The sequence below is a fragment of the Corallococcus caeni genome, from assembly GCF_036245865.1.
GTDB classification, from domain to species: Bacteria; Myxococcota; Myxococcia; order Myxococcales; family Myxococcaceae; genus Corallococcus; species Corallococcus caeni.
Window position 1 is genome coordinate 644,341 of the sequence record NZ_BTTW01000002.1, and the last position, 17,087, is coordinate 661,427.

Sequence of the window (17,087 nt, forward strand, 5' to 3'; positions counted from 1 at the left end):
CGCCGGCCGGGCGCGGACACATCAGGGATCCACTCCAGGGCCAGGTGAACGACGTGAAATCCATTCTCATCCCCGGACGCAACTGCTGGACGCGGACGGAAACGCATGACGCGGGCGTGCTGGTGGACGCCCGGGATTACTACCGAGAGCTGTATCGGGCCATCCGGAAGGCCCGCCGCTCCATCGTCATCACCGGTTGGCAGTTCGACAGCGACGTCACGTTGCTGCGCGGTGAGGACCTGGAAGAGGCGAACGGAGGCGAGGTCCGGCTGCTGCCGCTGTTGGACCAGATGTGCCGGGAGAACCCGGAGCTGCACGTCTACATCCTCGCCTGGGACTTCAGCATGCTGCTCGCCATGGAGCGCGAGTGGATGCAGAACGTGCTCTTCAACTGGACCACGAACGAGCGGCTGCGCTTCCGCTTCGATTCCTCCAGCCCGCTCTACGGAGCCCATCACCAGAAGCTCGTCGTCGTCGACGGCGTGATGGCCTTCACCGGCGGCATGGACGTGTGTGACTGCCGCTGGGACGACCGGGACCACCCCGCGCGCTCGAAGCTGCGCTGCGACTCCGGCCGCGACCCGCATGGGCCCTACCACGACGTGCAGACGGTGCTGACGGGCCCCGCGGTGAAGCCGCTCGCGGAGCTGTTCGAGGCGCGCTGGGCGCACTCGGGCGGTGGCGAGCTCCACCTGGAGCCCGTGAACCGCGACGACCTGACCTTCGAAGCGACGATGCCCGCGCCTCCGGGCCCGGTGGCCATCAGCCGCACCTTTGGAAAGACCATCCTGCCGCCGCAAGCGGAGGTGCAGGAGATCCGCGCGCTGTACGTGGACGCCATCGACGCGGCCGAACGCTTCATCTACATCGAGAACCAGTACTTCTCCTCGCGCGCCATCTACGACGCGCTCGTCAAGCGCATGCGCGCGGCCGGACGGCCCAGGCTCCAGGTGATGCTGGTGCTGCCCCGTCAGCCCGAAGCGCTGCGCGAGCAGATCGCCATGGGCGTGGCCCAGGTGCGCCTGCTGCGCGCGCTGCGCGAGGTGGCCTCCGAAACGGGCCACGGCTTCGCGGTGTACGGCTCGGCGGCGAAGGACGAGGACGGCTCGGATGTCTTCACGTACATCCACTCGAAGGTCCTGATCGTGGACGACACGTTCATGACCATCGGCTCCGCGAACACGACCAACCGCAGCCTGGGCCTGGATTCAGAGCTCAACCTGAGCTGGGAGGCGCAGGCGCCCGGGGACGCCGTGTCGAGCGCCATCCGCCGCGTGCGCGTGTCGCTGATGGCGGAGCAGGCGGGCCTGGCGGGCGTGGCCGCGCTGCGCCCGCTGGTGGCCGCGACGCACATGGTGGAGACGCTGGACCGGCTGGCCCACGACGGGCAGCACCGGCTGCGTCCACACCCGCTGGAGACGGTGTTCGACCAGAACCCCCTCTTCAAGCCGCTGGAGCCGGAGGAGTTCCTCATCGACCCGGAGGAGTCGGTGCTGGACGAGTCCCTCTTCGAGGCCCTGCACAAGGGCGACGACGGCCTCTTCGCCTCCGGCGTTCGCCTGCTGTCGCGGTGGCTCGTCGGCAAGTCGTGCGACACGGCCCGGCACAGCGCCATCCTGCCTTGCGCTTCCGTGCAGGAGGAGGGCGGGACGGCGGAGAGCTAGCGGCGGGCGAAGTCCACGCCCACGCCAGCGCCCACGCTCACGCCGCGCACCAGCGTGTCATCCGGCTGCGGGAAGTACAGCGTGGCGCCGGCGCCCCAGACGTACATGGCGGGCAGCACGCGCTGCCGGAACTCCGCCGCCACCGAGTAGCGGGGCTTGTCACCCAGGCCCACCACCACCACGCGCGCGATGCCGCGCGACTCGCCCCCCGGGCTGCTGATGCTCAGGGACAGGTCGCCGTCCGTGCGGCCGAAGGCGGAGTACTCCACGGCGCCGCTGGCCACCACCTCCGCGGAGTCCGGCCCGTCGCCGCGCGCCACGGACAGCTCCAGGTAGCCGGAGAAGTCCTGGGGCACGCGCTGGTCCGCCTGGGGCTCCTCGGAGAGGCCCACGGCGGAGAAGCGCGACAGCTCATAGCCCGCGCCGAAGTAGCCGAAGCGGAAGCCGCCGCCCTGCCGGCGCCCCTGCACGGTGACGCTGAGCTGCGTGCCCTTGAAGTTGCCCTCGAACGCGACGCCCAGCAGGGCGCCCACGTCCTGTGCGCCCTCGTTGAGCCGCGCGCCGCCGGCGACCAGGGCCCACGAGCGCAGCCGCTCGCCCTTGTACATGGCGAACTCGCCGCCCACCGACGCGAGCGTGGCCTCCGGCGTCACGCCGCCCGCCTCGCCGAAGTCGTGCGCCGCGGAGGCGCGCACCAGGTAGCGGTCGAAGTTCGCCTCGCTGTCGCTGACGATGCGGCCGATGTCCAGCAGCAACTCGCCGGAGAACACGCGCGCGGCGAGCACGTCGCTGGCCAAGAGTTGCACGCGCGCGGGCCCCGCGGTGAACGACACCGTGCCGCCCGCCGGGTGGTAGTTCGGGTTGAGCTGGTTGTCGTAGCGGTTCACCAGGTAGCCGCGCCCCAGCGACTCCTCCAGGAACGGCTGCACGCGCAGACCGAAGCGGCCGGACTCGTCGCCAATGCGCAGCAGGCGCACCACCTGGCCGTAGTCGCTGCGCTCGTCCCAGTCCTCGCGCCGCAGCCACGCGCCGTAGTCCTGGTCCTTCTGCTTCGGGTCGTTGTCCAGCAGCCGGAAGCGCAGCGGCGCACCCAGCATGAACGCGAAGTCCTCGCCGCCATCCACGCCCAGTGACGGGTACGCGTACCCGAAGAGGTCCTGCTCCCCACCGCGCGTCCCCGACGGGAAGCTCAGCGGCCCCACCTCCAGCAACGCCCGGAAGCCGATGCCCTCCGAGCTGCCCGGACTCCCCGAGGACTCCGGCGCGGACGCCTCCTCCCGCGGATCATTGGGGACCTCCTCGATGGTGGAGGACTGGGAGTGAAGCAGTGCGATCAGGGCCACGAAGGGAGCACCAGTCATTGGTGCTCACTCTAGTTGGCGGGGCGCGGGGTGGACAGACGAATACCCGGCGCGGCCCGCGTGCGGGCTTTACCGGGTATCCGCCCTCACGTGGGGCGCGAGGCTAATTGGTGGGGTCGGGCGTGGCGCCGGACTCGACCTTGGAGCTGTCGGTGCTGGAGTCGTCGGTGTCGCTGTTGAGGGCACCGGACTCGGTCTCGCCGCTCACGTCCTTCACGTCGCTCTTGCCGTCGGTGCTGGTGGATCCGGAGCCGCCGGTGCCGCCCTCGGTGCCCAGGTTGCCCTTCTCATTGGGGTCGCGGTTCTGGTTCACCGCGCCGGAGGGAGCCTGGGTGTCACCCAGGTCGGTGGGCGTGTTCTGCTGCACGTCCCACTTCTGGCCGTCCTGGGTCTTCACGGTCTCGTCGGCGGCGCCGGAGCCGCCGGTGGCCTCGCCTTCGTAGACGGTGGGCGCGTCCATGCGGTCGCGCTTCTCCAGGTCGCTGACGTTGCCCGTCTCACCGGGCAGCTCCTGGGAGGCGGAGTCCGAGGACGAGGAGTCCATGCTCCCGCTGCTGGTGTCCTGGGTGCTGCCCGCGCTGCCCGAGCCGCCGATGGCGCCTGCCTCCGGAGACGAGGCCTCACGCGCGCTGGAGGAGTGGCTGCAACCGTACAGCGACAGGGCGGCGATCGCCGCGAACAGAGGGAGCTTCATGGGAAATCTCCGTGTGTGTCGGGTTTGAAGTCGGCTTGAGGAAATCTGGTTGTCCTTCCGACAGAGACAAGGACACACACGAGCTCCTCCCAACCGGCACGCCCCTGAGCGGCCGGGAGAGCAGGCCCACGGCACCCTGACAGTGCGCGCGGGGCTCCTGCGCTTCCGCACAAGGCCCGTGCGCTTCATCCACTTCGAGTTGACTACGCCTGTAGTCAGGCGTACCTTGCTTTCTGACTACAGCTGTCGTCACGAAGGGCAGGGCGCATGAAGAAGCCGGTGGGAGAGCAGGAGCTGGCGGTGCTGCGGTACGTGGCCGAGCACGGGCCCGCGACCGTGGGCGAGGTGGCCGAGCGCTTTGGTGAGGCGCAGGGGCTGGCGCGCTCCACCATCCTGACGGTGATGGAGCGCCTGCGGCTCAAGGGGCACCTGACCCGGAGCAAGGTGGACGGGGTGTTCCAGTACGCCTCGCCGGTGGCGACGCAAGAGCTGCTGCGCGACGTCGTAGGGAACTTCGTGCAGCGCACGCTCAGCGGCTCGCTGTCGCCGTTCGTCACCTACCTGTCGGAGACGGAGGACGTGTCCGACGAAGAGCTGAAGCAGCTCCAGGACGTCGTGGCGCGCCTGCGCCAGAAGCGGAAGGAGTGAGCCCCATGACGCCTCTCGTGACCTCGCCGTGGTGGTCGTCGTGGTCGGAGTCGGTGTGGCGCGCCTCGTGGCAGGGGGCGCTGTGCGCGCTGGTCGTCTGGGGCGTGGCCCGGGCGCTGCCGCGCCTGCCCGCGGCCCTTCGCGCCGGCCTGTGGTGGCTGGTGGCGCTCAAGTTCGTGCTCACGCTGGGTTGGCCCAGGCCCATGCCGCTCGCGCTGCTGCCCGTGGAGTCCGCGACGGCGGCGCAATCCCAGACGTCCGGCGCGGGAGGCGCGCAATCCCAGACACCGGCCGTGATGATCACGATGCGCACGGCGTCCGACGCGCACGGTGGCGCCACGCGCATCCAGGTGTCCCGGCCCGTGCCATCGGAAGGCACGGCCCCGGCTCCCACCGCGGTGGCCTCGGAGGCTCCTTCGCACGGGGCGCGGCTCGCGGCGTTCGTCCGGGGCGCCGGCGAGTCGCTGCGCTCGCATCCGTGGACGGTGGGCCTGGCGTGGGCGCTGCTCGTCCTGTGGGGCGCGGGCGTGGTCTGGAAGGTGCGGGGGCACGTGCAGGCGTATCGCCAGGTGCGCGGCATGCGCGAGCGTGCGCGGCCCTTCCGTCACCCGGTGCTGGAGGAGGAGGCGGAGTTCCTCGCGAACGAAGCGGGCCTGCGCCGTCCGCCCACGCTGCTGGTGTCGGACGAGGTGGTGAGCCCGCTGGCCGCGGGGCTCGTGTCGCCGGTCATCGTGCTGCCCGCGAAGGCGGTGCGCGACCTGCCGGAGGACGCGCTGCGCATGGCGCTGGCGCACGAGGTGGCGCACCTGCGTCGCGGGGACCTGTGGCTGGGCTGGGTGCCGGCGCTGGCGGAGACGGTCCTCTTCTTCCACCCGCTCGCGCGCCAGGCGGCCCGTGAGTACGCGCTCGCCCGGGAAGAGGCGTGCGACGCGGAGGCGCTGCGCCTCACCGGCGCGGAGCCCGCGGACTACGGCGAATTGCTCATCGCCTTTGGCATCACCCGGCCCCCCGGCAGCGCAGCGGCGCTTGGGGCGTCGGCCCACCTTCACGCGCTGCACAGGAGGCTCCGCATGCTGGAACATGTCGACGTCGTCCCCACCCAACCCCGCCGGTGGCTGAAGGGTGCGCTGTTCGCCCTCGGCGCCGTGGTCCTGATGCCCTTCCAGGTCGTCGCCAAGGCGCCCGCGGAGAACGCCGCTCCCGCCGCGAAGGACGCGGCCCCCGCCCCCGTGAAGGTGGGCACCGTCCGGCAGCTGCCCCAGGACGCCGCGCCGGCCGCGAAGCCCACCGTGACGGAGCACACCGCGAAGGCGCCGGGAACGCCCGCGGACGCGCCGCCGCTGCCCGCGCTGTCCGCGCTGCCTCCTCCCACGCCGGGGCGGGCCACGGCGCTCACCACGCACGTCGCCGCGCCCCCCGCGCCCGCCGCTCCTGCCATGGGTGGCAAGCTGGCCCCGGTGCCGCCCGCTCCTCCGGTCCGTGGCGCGCTGGCCCCGCTGCCGCCCGTGCCTCCCGCGTCCCCGGCCGGTGGTGCGCTGCGCCCGCTGCCGCCCATGGCCCCCATGCTCGCCGCCGCGCCGCGTCCTCCGGCGCCTCCCGCACCTCCCGCGCCCATGGACATGGAGGACGACGACACCTTCGCGTACATCTCCGACGGCCGCACGATGATGGCCGGCTCCACGGACGACCTCTACATGGCGCGCACCTTCAAGCAGAAGGGCAAGGACCTGCTCTTCGTGCGCCGTGACGGCAAGCCCATGCTGATCCGCGACGCCAAGACGCTGGAGCAGGTGCGCAATCTGATGGAGGACGACCGCAAGCTGGGCGACGCGCAGGGCGCGCTCGGTGAGAAGCAGGCCGCGCTCGGTGAGAAGCAGGCCGCGCTGGGCCAGAAGCAGGCGGAGCTCGCCTATCCCATGTCGCAGATCGCCGCGAAGCACGCCGCCATCGCCGCCAAGCGCGCGGAGATCGCCATGGAGCGCGCCCGCCTCCACTCGCTCGGGGACAGCCCCGAGCGCGACCGCAAGGAGGCGGAGCTCGACAAGCGCGACGAGTCCTTCGACCAGGAGCTGGAGGGCCTGGACAAGGAGCAGGAGGCGCTCAGCCAGAAGATGGAGGCCCTGGGCGACGAGCAGGAGAAGCTGGGCGAGCAGCAGGGGAAGCTCGGCGAGGAGCAGGGGAAGCTGGGCGAGCAGCAGGCGGCCCGCGGCCGCGAGAACATGAAGAAGGTCATGGCCGTCATCGACGATGCCATCCGCAAGGGCCTGGCCGAGCCCCTGCCTACCTGAGGACGGAGGGCGCGGCCCCTCGGTGACGGCGCACGCGGGGGTTCCCTATACCGGGACCCGGTGTGAAGCCTGTCTCGGAGGTCGCCATGTCCGCCGCCGTCCCGCAGTCCACGTCACGCACCACCATCGACATCCTGGTGCGCCGGGTCCGTGAGGGCTCGAGCGCGTGGGTGAAGCTCGCCCTGAAGGAGCGCATCCGGCTCCTGGAGGACCTGCGCCACGCGTACGTCGCCATCGCGGAGCCCAGCGTACGCGCGGCCTGCGAGGCGAAGGGCATCGACCCCGGCGGTCCACTCGCGGGTGAGGAGTGGCTCGCCGGGCCCATGGTGGTGGTGCGCAACCTGCGCCTGCTGGCGGACGCGCTGAAGGACATCCAGGCGCACGGCGTGCCCGTCATCCCCAGGAAGCACCTGCGCACGCTGGAGGACGGCCGGCTCGCCGCACGGCTGTTCCCTCGCGACCGGCTGGAGGGAATGCTGCTGCCCGGCACCACGGGCGAGGTCTACTTCCAGCCCGGCGTCACCGCGGACAACCTGCGCGACCACCAGGCGTCCTTCTACAAGAAGCCCCACAAGGGCCGCGTCTGCGCGGTGCTGGGCGGCGGCAACGTCAACTCCATCCCGCCGCTGGACTGCCTCTACAAGCTCTTCGTCGAGGGCACCGTCTGCGTGCTCAAGATGAACCCCGTCAACGCGTACCTGGGCCCGTTCCTGGAGCAGGCCTTCGCGCCGCTCGTCGCGCGCGACGCGCTGGCCATCGTGTACGGCGGCGCGGAGGAGGGGGCGCAGCTGGTCCACCACGCCGCGGTGGACGAGGTGCACATCACCGGCAGCGACAAGACCCACGACGCGCTCGTGTGGGGTCCGCCCGGCCCGGAGTCCGACGAGCGCCGGCGCAAGAACGAACCGCTGCTCGCGAAGCATGTCTCCAGCGAGCTGGGCAACATCTCCCCCGTGGTGGTGGTGCCGGGGCCGTACTCGGACGGCGAGCTGCGCTTCCAGGCGGACGACATCGCCGGCATGGTGTCCAACAACGCGTCCTTCAACTGCAACGCGGCGAAGCTGCTGGTGCAGCCGAAGGACTGGCTCAAGCGCGGCGCGCTGGTGGACCGCATCCAGGCCAGCCTGGGGCAGGCGCCCGTGCGCCGCGCGTACTACCCGGGCGCGCAGGAGCGCTGGCACCAGTTCACGGACGCGCGCCCCAACCTGCGGCTCGTGGGCAACCCCGGCGAGGGCGACCTGGCCTACGCGCTGATTCCGGACGTGGACCCCGCCAGGACGGACGACCGCGTGTTCCGCCACGAGCCCTGGTGCACGGTGCTGTCGGAGACGGGCCTGCCGGGCTCCGACGAACCCGTGGCCTTCCTGGAGGCCGCGGTCGCGTTCCTCAACGAGAAGGTGTGGGGCACCCTCAACGTGATGCTCATCGTCCACCCGAAGACGATGCGGGACCCGAGGGTGCGCGCGGCGGTGGAGAAGGCGGTGCGGGACCTGCGCTACGGGACTGTCGCCATCAACACCTGGCCCGCCGCGGGCTACGCGCTGGGCAGCCTGCCCTGGGGCGGCCATCCGTCCGCGTCGCCCCGGGACATCCAGAGCGGGCAGGGCTGGGTGCACAACACGTCCATGCTGGAGTCCATCGAGAAGGCGGTCCTGCGCGCCCCCATCACGTCCCTGTTCCCGCCCCCGTGGGTGCCCGGTCACAAGGGGATGGCGACGCTGTCCCGCCGGCTGGTGGAATTCGAGCAGTCCCCGTCCTGGTGGAAGCTGCCCGGTGTCGCCCTGGCGGCGCTGCGCCGGTAGGGGCAGGCGGGGAGGCGGGGTTTCTGGAGGCTCGTGGTAGGTAGGGGGCCATGGCATCCAGGTACGCGCAAGAGGGTGGGCAGTTGCTCCAGCAGGGCCAGCCCGCGGAGGCGGTGAAGAGCTTCCAGAAGGGCCTCTCCATCGACCCGAAGGACGTGGACTGTCTGATGGGGCTGGTGCGCACCCACCTGAGCACCGGCGCCGCGAAGGACGCGGAAGGGGCCGTGACGCGGCTGTTGCAGGTGCAGCCGGACAACACGGAGGCGCAGGCCCACCTGGCCATGCTCAAGGCGCAGGCCGGCGACGCGGTGGCGCTGGTGACGCTCAAGGCGCTGGCCGCCGCGCCCACCGCCGGCTACTTCGAGCGCTTCAACCTGGGCACGCTGCTGGCCGAGCGCGGCGACCTGGAGGGCGCGAAGGCCGCCTTCGAGGCCGCGCAGGTGGTGGCGCCCCACAGCGCCTACCCGCACTTCGAGCTGGGCCGCATCGCGGTGCAGCGCAAGGACACGGCGGCGGCGGCCGAGCACTTCCAGCAGGCCACGGCGCTGGCGCCCCAGGAGGCCCTGCCGCACCTGATGCTGTCGCGCGCGCACGCGGCGAACGGCGCCGTCGGGCTGGCCATCGCGGCGGCCACGCGGGCCCTGGAGAACGCCCAGGGCCGCACGCGCGTGGCGGTGTTGCAGGACCTGCTGCGCCTCTACCTCCAGGCCAACAGCCAGGACGCGGCCCGCCGCACCATCCTGGAGCTGCGCGAGCTGGAGCCCACGCAGGTCCGCTACATCCACCTGCACGGCCTGGCCTGCATGCTGGCCGGGGAGCTGGCGGAGGCGAAGGCCCTCTTCGGCGAGGCCCTCCAGCGCGCCCCGAACCAGTGGGACATCCTCCACTCGCTGGCGCAGGCGCACGAGGCGCTGGGCGAGCGCGCGGAGGCCCGCAAGCACCTGGAGGCGGCCGTGGCGGCGGCGCCGCAGGAGCCCGGTCCCACCAACGACCTGGTGCGCCTGCTCATGGGCGACCAGGACCACGCGCGCGCCCGCGTGCTGCTGGAGCGCGTGCTGGAGGCGAACCCCCAGGACGCGCTCACGCACCTGAACCTGGCGCGCGCCACCCAGCCGTTCGACCGGGCGGAAGCCACCCGGCACGCCCGGCAGGCGCAGTCGCTGGGCGCGGACGTCGCCGTGAAGGACGAAGCGGCGCGGCTCCTCACCGAACTGAGCGGTTGACGCACCCCGTCTTCCCCCGCTCCAGGCCCGTGCCTACCTTCAGGCCCGGTCCAATCAGCGGGTAGCGGGGGCGGCGCATGCGCAAGGCGGAGCAGGCACTCATCGAGCAGCTGGAAGCGCGCTTCCGGGAGGTGACGCGGCTGCTCTACACCACGTCCATTCCCGCGTCGGTGCTGGACGCGGAGCTGCTGCCGATGATCGCCGAGGACGTCACCTTCACGGACCCCTGGCAGAAGGGCGGCGGCAAGGACACGTACCGCAAGGGCGCGGCGGGCTTCCACTGCATGTTCCGCTTCGACTTCGACATCTTCCAGCTCAACGTCCAGCTGGAGCCGGATGGGAAGAGCGGGCGGGCCATCGTGGACGGGGTGATGAACCTCAAGCAGTTCGCGTGGCTCTACACGTACCCGCTGCGCACGATTCTCGTCTACGACTTCACGCTCCAGCGCGGCGAGGGCGGCGGAGAGGTGCTGCCGCTCATCCACGCGCACGAGGAGATGTGGAGCTTCGGCGACATGATCGCCAACGTGCCCGGCGTGGGGATGCTCTACAACCGCTTCCGCGACGCCTTCAGCGTGGGCTTCCTGGCGGCGTCCGCGGTGTGCGGGCGCCTCAAGCGGGGATGAGCTTCTCCGCCTGGAGCTGACGCATCAGCGCGACCATGGCCTCCGTGCTGTCCAGGTGCATCTCCTGGAAGCCGAAGCGGCGGGCCTTGTTCACGTCGAAGAAGGCGTCGTTCTCCACGCCGAAGATGAAGTCGCCGAAGGCCCAGTTGGCCAGCTTCTTCAGGCCGTGCGGCTGGAGGCCGTGGCGCTGCGTGAGTGCCTCCCAGACGGGGAACTTGTCCTTCATCGCCTCCGTCAGGGAGAAGGGCTGCGGGTCCGCGCACGGGATGCCGAACGCGTCCGCGATGCGCGGGAAGACCTGGCTCCAGCGGAAGACGTCGCCGTTGGTGATGTTGAAGATTTCGCCCGCGCACGCCTCGTTGAGGGCGGACCACTCCATGGCCTTGGCCAGCACCGTGGCGTCCGTCACGTTGGCGAGGATGGAGTACGCGCGAGGCGTGGACGGGAAGCGCAGGGGCACGCGCAGCGTCTTGCACAGCGAGGCATAGACGCCGATGAGGTTGCCCAGGTTCATGGGGTTGCCCACGGCGAGCCCCATCATCATGTCGGGCCGCAGGGCGGTCCAGCTCCAGCGCCGGCCCTGGGACGCGTCGCGCAGGTAGTCCTCCTGGTCGTAGTAGAAGTTCGGCGGGAAGTGGCGCGGGTCGGTCTCCTTGGCGGGCGTCTTGTAGAGGCCGAACTGCGCGCCGTACGCCTTGCCGCCCTGGATGAAGGACACGTGGCGGAAGCCCGGCGCGTGCTTCTCCACCGCCTCCACGATGTTGCGCAAGAGCGACACGTTGATGCGCGTGAGGTCCGCGGGGTCTGGATGCTCCTGGTACGCGGCGAAGAAGACGTGCGTGACGTCGCGCAGCCACTCGGCCGCGCTGGCGAGCGAGTCCTGCGACTGGAGGTCCAGCGACTTCACCTCCGCGCGCGTGGCGAAGTCCGGAGCGCGGCGCGACACGGCCTTCACCTTCCAGTCCGGCCGCGTGTCCAGGTACGTGAGGAGGTTGCGGCCGATGATGCCGGTGGCGCCCAGCACCAGCGCCGTGTGCTTCGTCGTCATGGGAAAAGGCCCTTGAGGGGAAGGTGTCTGTCTTCAGCGGCCGAACAGCCCGCGCCGCTTCGCAGGCTGCGCCTGTCCGCCCAGCCGCGACAGACGCTGCCCCAGGATGCGGCTCATCTCCAGCGCGACGGCGGGGTTGGCCATCATCACGCCGCGGAAGTCCTCGCGGCCCACCGCGGCCAGCTCGCACGGCGTGGCGGTGACGGCGGTGGCGTTGCGTGGCTCGCCCGTGAGCAGGGCCAGCTCTCCGAAGAAGCCGCCCTGCTTCACCGTGGCCATCGTCTGCCGGGCGCCGTCCTTCATCGCCACCTCGCCGGAGATGACCACGTAGAACGTCTCGCCCGCGTCGCCCTGGCGGAACAGCTCCGTGCCCGCGGGCGTCTGGAGCAGCTCCGCGCCGCGCGCCACCGCCTCCAATTCGTCCTCACTCAGCGGCGCCAGGAAGTCCAGCTTGCGCAAGGTCTGCGCCAGCGACGACGCCAGGCCCTCGCCCAGCGGCGGCTCCGACGTGAGGAACTCCACCGCCTTCGCCACCTGGGAACGCCGCGCCACGAGGATGACGTTGTGCCCGGCCTTCAGCTGCGTGTTGCCCTCCGGCAGCGCGGTGTGGCCCTGCGGGTCCACCAGGGCGATGAAGATGCACTCGCGCGGGAAGCCCTCCATGCCGCGCACCTGCGCCACCGTCTGCCCCGCCACCCGGGCACGCACGGGGATGGCCAGCTCGAACAGCAGCGCGTCGCCGCTGCTGAGCGGCAGCGACCCGGACACCTGCGGGAAGTCGATGGCGGTGGTCATCTTGGAGACCACGACGTCCGCCTCGGCGACCAGCTCCTTCACGCCCGCCAGCCGGTACGCGTCGCGGTAGTTCGTGTCCAGCATGCGCACCATCAGGCGCGCGCTGGACACCGCGCGCACCAGCATGGTGAACGCCAGGTTCGCCGGATCGTGCGCCAGCACCGCCGCCGCCACGTCCGCCGTCCCGATGCCCGCCGCCTCCAGCACGCGCGGGTTGGTGGCGTCCCCGCACACCGTCACCACGCCCACCTCCTCGAAGAGGCGCGCGCAGATGCCGGCGTCGCGTTCAATCACCGTCACCGTGTGCTGCTCCGACACGAGCCGCGCCGCCAGCGCGCCGCCCACCCGTCCTCCCCCCGCGATGACGATCTTCATGACGCCTTGTGCTCCTTGCTGTCCTTGCCCGCGTGCCCGCCGTGCAACACCTTCTCCAGGTCCAACATCCGCGCGTCCAGGTGCGCCAGCATCTCCTCCGCTGTCGCCTCCGGAATCAGCCCGTTGCGCCGAGCGCCCTGCAACGCCGTGCGCTCCGCGTCGATGAGCCGCCTGCGCATGCTCAACAGGTCCTTCGCCCCTTCCGCCAGGTGCTGCTCGCTGATGCGCCGCAGCTCCCGCTCCGCCCGGGCGATGTTCACCTGGTACTCGCTGCGCAGGTGCTCATAGGCCGCGCGCGGCAGCAGGCCCTGCGTGTGCAGCGCGTCCAGTTCCACGTGCGCCGCGCGGCTGGCGATGAGCTTCCCGCGCTGCCCCGCCATCTCCAGCGCCACCGCGTCCTGCTGGAACAGCCCCAGCGCCTTGAGCGCGCTCGTGAGCATCAGCCCCTGGCCCACCATGGACACCAGCGTGACGCCGAACGCGATGGAGACGATCTGCTCGCGCGCGGGCGTGGACTCCGGGAGACCCAGCGCCAGGCCAATGGACAGCGCGCCCTTGATGTTGCCCACCAGGAACACGTGCTGCCAGCGCAGCGGGATGGTCTCCGCGGGCTTGAACAGGCGCAGCAGCAGGAAGGGCAGGTAGATGGCCACCGCGCGCCCCAGCACCACCGCCACCACCGCGATGCCCACGCCCGGCAGGTGCCCCTGGAGCGCCTCCGGCCGCGTGTCCAGGCCCACGGAGAGGAAGAGGAACGTGTTGACGCCGAAGGTGGCGTACTCCCAGAAGGAGTGGATGGCCACCTGGCTCTGCGGTGCCACCTCCCGCCGCAGCGTCACGCCCACCGCCAGCCCCGCCACCACCGCGGAGATGGCGCCCGACAGGTGCACCTCTTCCGCCAGCACGTAGGACGCCAGCGCCACCGCCGTCGTCACCATGATCTCCGCGAGCGGATCCTCCGCGCGCCGGATGATGAAGCCGCCCAGCAGGCCCAGCGCCAGACCCACCACCGCGCCGCCCACCGACGCGAGCAGCACGTGGCCGCCCAGCGAGCCCAGTGACGGCGCCGCCCCGCCCGCCACCACCGCCGCGATGGCCGTGTACGCCACCAGCGCGGTGCCGTCGTTGAAGAGGCTCTCACCCTGGATGATGCCGGCCAGGCGCCCTGGCACCGGCGCGCGGCGGAAGGCGTAGAGGATGGACACCGTGTCCGTCACCGCGAGGATGGAGCCCAGGAGCAGCGCGGGCCCCCACGCCAGGTGCAGCATCCAGTGCATCGCGGCGCCGGTGGCGCCAATGGCGAGCACCATCCCCAGCGTGGACAGCAGGCCAATGGGGACCGCGTTCGCGCGGATGCCATTGAGGTCCGCCATGATGCCGCCCTCGAAGAGCAGCAGCGGCAGACAGATGAGGAAGACCACCTGGGGGTTGAGCGGTGGCACGCCCGGCAGCAGGTGTGCGACGGAGATGAGCAGGCCACCAAGCACCAGCGCGACGTTGTACGGCACGCTGGCCCGCTTGGCGGCGATCGCGAGTGCGATGGCCGCCACCATCAGGCCGATGAGGATGGGCACTTCCAGCAGCACGGCGACTCCACTGGGTCCGGGGGAGGGCGCGAAGCTTTCCAGATTCGATCCGCGTGGTACAGCGGGACCCCAGATGAACTCCGGCTCGCTGGACACCCAGGTGCTCTCCGTCACGGCCCTGCGCAAGACCTACGGCGCCCACACGGCCGTGGACGGCATCTCCTTCGACGTGCGGCGCCGCGAAATCGTGGGGCTGCTGGGACCCAACGGCGCGGGCAAGAGCACCACCATCAACATGCTCCTGGGCGTGCTCCAGCCCACCTCCGGCACCATCGCCATCGAGGGCACCGACCTGGGCACCCACCGGGTCAAGGCGCTGTCGCGCACCAACTTCGCCGCCGTCTACTCGCCCCTGCCCGGCAACCTCACCGTGGCGCAGAACCTGCGTGTCTTTGGCCTCATCTACGGCGTGAAGGGGCTGTCCGCGCGCATCGAGGCGCTGCTGGAGGAGTACGACCTGAAGCGCTTCCGCGACACCAAGTGCGGCGTGCTGTCCTCCGGCGAGCAGACGCGCGTGTCGCTGGCCAAGGCCATGCTCAACGAGCCCCGCCTGCTGCTGCTGGACGAACCCACCGCGTCGCTGGACCCGGCCACCGCGGTGGACATCCGCACCCGCATCAAGGCCTTCGCCGCGAAGGGAAACAGCAGCGTGCTGTGGACGTCGCACAACATGTACGAGGTGGAGGCCGTCTGCGACCGCGTCCTCTTCCTCGCGCGCGGCCGGGTGCTGCTGGAGGGCGACCCCAAAACGCTGCCCCGCGAGCACGGCAAGGCCTCGCTGGAGGAGTTGTTCATCGCCGTGGCCAACGAGCCGCTGGCGCTGGAGAGGACCGAAGCGCCATGAACCTGAGCCACGTCGCCGGCATCGCGCTGCGCCAGTTCTATCTCTACAAGGGCAACTTCGCGCGCGTGGTGCCGCTGTTCGCGTGGGTGGCCATCGACATGGTGCTGTGGGGCTTCATGACCCGGTACCTCAACAGCGTCACGTCCGCCGGCTACAACTTCGTGCCGGCGCTCCTGGGCGCGGTGCTGCTCTGGGACTTCTTCGCGCGCGTGATGCAGGGCCTCACGACGGGCTTCTTCGAGGACGTCTGGTCGCGCAACTTCCTCAACGTCTTCGCCACGCCGCTCACGCTGACGGAGTACGTGAGCGGCCTGGTGGTGACGAGCGTCGCGACCAGCGCCATCGGCCTGTGCGTCATGCTGCTCCTGTCCACCACGGTGTTCGGGCTGTCCTTCGCCGCCTACGGCGCGATGTTCCTCCCCTTCGTGATGGTGCTGTTCCTCTTCGGCATCGCGCTGGGCATCCTCAGCAGCGCGCTGGTGCTGCGGCTGGGCCCCGCGTCGGAGTGGTTCGTCTGGCCCATCCCCAGCCTGCTGTCCCCGTTCGTGGGCGTCTTCTACCCGCTGTCCACGCTGCCGCAGTGGATGCAGTGGGTGGCGAAGGCGCTGCCCCCGTCCTACGTCTTCGAGGGCGTGCGCACGCTGGTGGCTGGCGGCGAGTTCTCCGGCGCCATGCTGGGCTGGGGCTTCGCGCTGGCGCTGCTGGACATCGTGCTGGCGGGCTGGGTCTTCCAGCGGGTCTACCGCTACGCGGTGCGCACGGGCCTGCTGGCCCGCTACAGCGCGGAGAGCGTGAGCTGATCAGCGCCGGACGCGCAGGAGCAGGTCCTTCCTCGGGCCGCACTCGCCCCGGCCGTCGCAGTTGCTGGTGGTGACGTACAGGTGGCCGTCGGGGCCCATCAGCACGTCGCGCAGGCGGCCCCAGGTGTCGCGCAGGTAGACCTCGTGCCGGGCCACGCGCCGGGGGTTCCGGGCATCGAACTCCACCCGGTGCAGGTGCCGGGACTTCAGCGTGCCCACCAGCAGCGAGCCCCTCCACTCCGGGATCGCGGTGCCCGTGTAGACGGCCGCGCCGCCCGGGGGCGCCGCGTCGTCGAAGGTGAGCGACGGGGTGATGCGCCCGCCCTGCGTCTCGCATGAATAGATGCCGGGCCAGCCCAGGTTGTCGCCCGCCTTCACCACGTTCACCTCGTCGTGGCCAAAGCGCATCGTCTCACCGCTGGGGCCGTGGTCGGTGAGGTACAGCGTGGTGGCGTCCTTCCAGTCAAAGCCTTGCGTGTTGCGCACACCCAGCAGGAACGCGGGCGAATTCGGAAAGGGATTGTCCCCGGGCACGGCGCCATCCGGCGTCAGGCGCAGCAGCTTGCCCGCGGGGCTGTTCACGTCCTGGGACAGGTCCGGGTCGCGGGAGTCCCCCGTGCCTACGTACAGCATGCCGTCCGGCCCGAAGCGCAGCCGCCCGCCGTCGTGGTACTTCGCGGACGGGATGCCCCCGAAGATGACGCGCTCGAAGGTCGCGCTCGTGCCGTCCGGCGACAGCGTCCAGCGCTCCACCCGGTTCTGAGCCTTCCCGTCCGATTGCGTGGTGACGTACAGGTAGAACTGGCGGTTCGTCGCGAAGTCCGGGTGCGCGGCGATGCCCAGCAGGCCGCCCTCGCCGTTCGCCGCCAGGGGCAGCGTGGCCACGGCCTCGGGTTGCAGCTTGCCGCCGCGGAGCAGTCGCACGCGGCCCGGCCGCTCGGTGATGAGCGCGTCTCCCTCCTGGCCTGGCAGGAAGGCGACGCCCCAGGGCACCTCCAGCCCTTCGGCCACCACGTCCACGGTGACGGGCACGCTGCCGTCCTGCCCCCAGCCGTCCTCCACCAGGATGCAGTCCTCGGGAGAGGCCGTCCCCTGCGCCTGGCTCCTGCGGCAGGCGGAGGCGGAGGCGGCGAGCACCACGAGGGCGGACAGCAGCAGGCGTCGGGAGCGCATGGCGGGAATCTAGCGTTGGTGGACGCCGCCCACCGACCTGGAAGGGGGGCAGGCGAGCGCATGCGGCACCCGAAGACGGTCCCGGGTGACGTTGTCCCGGCCACTGTCGTGGGCACCTTGCTCGGGCGGGTTCACCGGCAACCATTGCCCAGCGGGAGGC

14 protein-coding genes are annotated in these 17,087 nt (G+C 71.1%); 8 read left to right on the forward strand and 6 right to left on the reverse strand.

The annotated features are described in order from the left end of the window. Positions 1–53 precede the first annotated feature (53 nt). Positions 54–1,664, forward strand: a complete 1,611-nt coding sequence (locus AABA78_RS10775) for a phospholipase D-like domain-containing protein (protein WP_338262875.1) — start codon at positions 54–56, stop codon at positions 1,662–1,664. On the opposite strand, the gene AABA78_RS10780 is transcribed toward AABA78_RS10775, so the two are convergent. Then, on the reverse strand, positions 1,661–3,007 hold the full coding sequence (locus AABA78_RS10780; protein WP_338262876.1) for a hypothetical protein: 1,347 nt from the start codon (positions 3,005–3,007) through the stop codon (positions 1,661–1,663). The genes AABA78_RS10775 and AABA78_RS10780 overlap by 4 nt on opposite strands. 121 nt (positions 3,008–3,128) lie before the next feature. Beyond that, positions 3,129–3,719, reverse strand: coding sequence for a hypothetical protein (locus AABA78_RS10785; RefSeq protein WP_338262877.1), 591 nt, complete (start codon positions 3,717–3,719; stop codon positions 3,129–3,131). A gap of 267 nt (positions 3,720–3,986) precedes the next feature. On the opposite strand from AABA78_RS10785, the gene AABA78_RS10790 reads away from it, so the two are divergent. The 5 genes from AABA78_RS10790 to AABA78_RS10810 all read left to right on the forward strand — a co-directional run bounded on the left by AABA78_RS10790 (position 3,987) and on the right by AABA78_RS10810 (position 10,306). Then, positions 3,987–4,367: a BlaI/MecI/CopY family transcriptional regulator gene (locus AABA78_RS10790; RefSeq protein ID WP_014400122.1), complete on the forward strand. Its 381-nt coding sequence runs from the start codon at positions 3,987–3,989 to the stop codon at positions 4,365–4,367. Between the two features lie 5 nt (positions 4,368–4,372). Beyond that, a complete protein-coding gene (locus AABA78_RS10795) occupies positions 4,373–6,655 on the forward strand; it encodes a M56 family metallopeptidase (protein WP_338262878.1) in 2,283 nt (760 codons plus the stop codon). Positions 6,656–6,741: 86 nt separating this feature from the next. Beyond that, positions 6,742–8,457, forward strand: a complete 1,716-nt coding sequence (locus AABA78_RS10800) for an aldehyde dehydrogenase family protein (RefSeq protein ID WP_338262879.1) — start codon at positions 6,742–6,744, stop codon at positions 8,455–8,457. 50 nt (positions 8,458–8,507) lie between these two features. Then, positions 8,508–9,680 (forward strand): tetratricopeptide repeat protein, encoded by a 1,173-nt coding sequence (locus tag AABA78_RS10805; RefSeq protein ID WP_338262880.1) that lies wholly within the window; start codon positions 8,508–8,510, stop codon positions 9,678–9,680. A 77-nt stretch (positions 9,681–9,757) separates the two neighbouring features. Continuing rightward, a complete protein-coding gene (locus tag AABA78_RS10810; protein ID WP_338262881.1) occupies positions 9,758–10,306 on the forward strand; it encodes a hypothetical protein in 549 nt (182 codons plus the stop codon). Here the strand turns inward: AABA78_RS10810 and AABA78_RS10815 are convergent. From AABA78_RS10815 to AABA78_RS10825, 3 genes are read right to left on the reverse strand one after another with little or no spacing between them, the layout of a single operon-like run. Then, positions 10,293–11,354, reverse strand: coding sequence for an SDR family oxidoreductase (locus tag AABA78_RS10815; protein WP_338262882.1), 1,062 nt, complete (start codon positions 11,352–11,354; stop codon positions 10,293–10,295). The genes AABA78_RS10810 and AABA78_RS10815 overlap by 14 nt on opposite strands. Before the next feature lie 33 nt (positions 11,355–11,387). Further along, positions 11,388–12,524, reverse strand: a complete 1,137-nt coding sequence (locus AABA78_RS10820; RefSeq protein WP_338262883.1) for a cyclic nucleotide-binding domain-containing protein — start codon at positions 12,522–12,524, stop codon at positions 11,388–11,390. Beyond that, positions 12,521–14,110 carry a cation:proton antiporter gene (locus tag AABA78_RS10825; RefSeq protein WP_338262884.1) on the reverse strand — a complete coding sequence of 530 codons (1,590 nt, stop codon included), beginning with the start codon at positions 14,108–14,110 and terminating at the stop codon, positions 12,521–12,523. Before AABA78_RS10825 ends, AABA78_RS10820 begins: the two co-directional genes overlap by 4 nt. Before the next feature lie 73 nt (positions 14,111–14,183). On the opposite strand from AABA78_RS10825, the gene AABA78_RS10830 reads away from it, so the two are divergent. Together AABA78_RS10830 and AABA78_RS10835 are read left to right on the forward strand one after the other, a co-directional pair. Continuing rightward, positions 14,184–14,954, forward strand: a complete 771-nt coding sequence (locus tag AABA78_RS10830) for an ABC transporter ATP-binding protein (protein ID WP_338262885.1) — start codon at positions 14,184–14,186, stop codon at positions 14,952–14,954. After that, positions 14,951–15,754: an ABC transporter permease gene (locus AABA78_RS10835; protein ID WP_338262886.1), complete on the forward strand. Its 804-nt coding sequence runs from the start codon at positions 14,951–14,953 to the stop codon at positions 15,752–15,754. The genes AABA78_RS10830 and AABA78_RS10835 overlap by 4 nt, the downstream gene beginning before the upstream one ends. On the opposite strand, the gene AABA78_RS10840 is transcribed toward AABA78_RS10835, so the two are convergent. Continuing rightward, complete coding sequence (locus tag AABA78_RS10840; protein WP_338262887.1) at positions 15,755–16,927, reverse strand: PQQ-dependent sugar dehydrogenase; 1,173 nt, start codon at positions 16,925–16,927, stop codon at positions 15,755–15,757. Between the last annotated feature and the right edge of the window lie 160 nt (positions 16,928–17,087).

What these genes read in the sequence shown, in the direction of transcription:
- AABA78_RS10835 (WP_338262886.1), top strand. Translation starts at nt 14,951, where the DNA reads ATGAACCTGAGCCACGTCGCCGGCATCGCGCTGCGCCAGTTCTATCTC.
- AABA78_RS10815 (WP_338262882.1), bottom strand. Translation starts at nt 11,354, where the DNA reads ATGACGACGAAGCACACGGCGCTGGTGCTGGGCGCCACCGGCATCATC.
- AABA78_RS10800 (WP_338262879.1), top strand. Translation starts at nt 6,742, where the DNA reads ATGTCCGCCGCCGTCCCGCAGTCCACGTCACGCACCACCATCGACATC.
- AABA78_RS10820 (WP_338262883.1), bottom strand. Translation starts at nt 12,524, where the DNA reads ATGAAGATCGTCATCGCGGGGGGAGGACGGGTGGGCGGCGCGCTGGCG.
- AABA78_RS10805 (WP_338262880.1), top strand. Translation starts at nt 8,508, where the DNA reads ATGGCATCCAGGTACGCGCAAGAGGGTGGGCAGTTGCTCCAGCAGGGC.
- AABA78_RS10810 (WP_338262881.1), top strand. Translation starts at nt 9,758, where the DNA reads ATGCGCAAGGCGGAGCAGGCACTCATCGAGCAGCTGGAAGCGCGCTTC.
- AABA78_RS10790 (WP_014400122.1), top strand. Translation starts at nt 3,987, where the DNA reads ATGAAGAAGCCGGTGGGAGAGCAGGAGCTGGCGGTGCTGCGGTACGTG.
- AABA78_RS10785 (WP_338262877.1), bottom strand. Translation starts at nt 3,719, where the DNA reads ATGAAGCTCCCTCTGTTCGCGGCGATCGCCGCCCTGTCGCTGTACGGT.
- AABA78_RS10830 (WP_338262885.1), top strand. Translation starts at nt 14,184, where the DNA reads ATGAACTCCGGCTCGCTGGACACCCAGGTGCTCTCCGTCACGGCCCTG.
- AABA78_RS10795 (WP_338262878.1), top strand. Translation starts at nt 4,373, where the DNA reads ATGACGCCTCTCGTGACCTCGCCGTGGTGGTCGTCGTGGTCGGAGTCG.
- AABA78_RS10840 (WP_338262887.1), bottom strand. Translation starts at nt 16,927, where the DNA reads ATGCGCTCCCGACGCCTGCTGCTGTCCGCCCTCGTGGTGCTCGCCGCC.